2 protein-coding genes are annotated in these 801 nt (G+C 45.9%); one reads left to right on the forward strand and one right to left on the reverse strand.

Annotated elements, in window-relative coordinates; translation table 11 throughout:
* A partial coding sequence (locus A3729_RS24320; RefSeq protein WP_369820155.1) for an EI24 domain-containing protein occupies nucleotides 1–230 on the reverse strand: 230 nt, incomplete at its 3' end.
* 141 nt (nucleotides 231–371) lie between these two features.
* Here A3729_RS24320 and A3729_RS24325 point away from each other — a divergent pair.
* A partial coding sequence (locus tag A3729_RS24325) for a pseudouridine synthase (protein ID WP_231877495.1) occupies nucleotides 372–801 on the forward strand: 430 nt, incomplete at its 3' end.

Consider the following 801-nt stretch of genomic DNA (forward strand, 5'->3'; position numbering starts at 1 on the left):
AAGTAGATTCCCCAGAATAACCACTCCATGAATCCTAGCCATTCTGGGACCCAAGACAATAAGGTCGCCATCCAACCGTCTACTAGGCTATATGCCCACATGATGAGCAGCGTAAACAAGATGATATTTACGGTTAAAGGAACCAGTAAAAATAGGCGAAAGCCGGGCTGGCAAATGATCTTGAAACCTTGAGCCAGATAGCCAAAGCCGGTAAACATATTTCCCTTCATGTGAAGATTCGCTCCTGATCAGAATATCGTCTAAGAAATTTATAGGGCTTAATAGGGTTGTAGGCAGTGTATAATAGCTCGCTTGGAGTTTCAGCAGTGCTCTGATGAAATCAAAGTAATGTCACTAGGTAGTTGTAGCCAATGCGTCCAGATTTTCAAATCGAGATTGTTTATTCAGATGAACAGCTTGTGGTGGTTAATAAGCCCTCCGGTTTGCTATCAGTTCCGGGCAGAGGCCCCGACAAAGCTGATTGCTTGCTGAGCCGCTTACAAGACCAATTTCCCACTATCAGGGTGGTTCATCGTTTGGATTGCGCAACCTCGGGCTTGATGGTCTTGGCGCTTGATGCGGATTCCCACAGGGAGCTTAGTAGGCAGTTTCATGACAGAGAAGTCAAAAAGCGCTATGAAGCCTTGGTTTATGGCTTTATGGAAGATGAAAGTGGCGAAGTTAATCAGCCATTGAAGACCGACTGGCCCAATCGGCCTCGACAGATGATTTCACATGAAGGTAAAGCTGCTCAGACCTTCTATCAATGTACGACTCGCTCAGAACAGGCATCGAGAGTCA

It is taken from the genome of Oleiphilus sp. HI0043 (assembly GCF_001634935.1).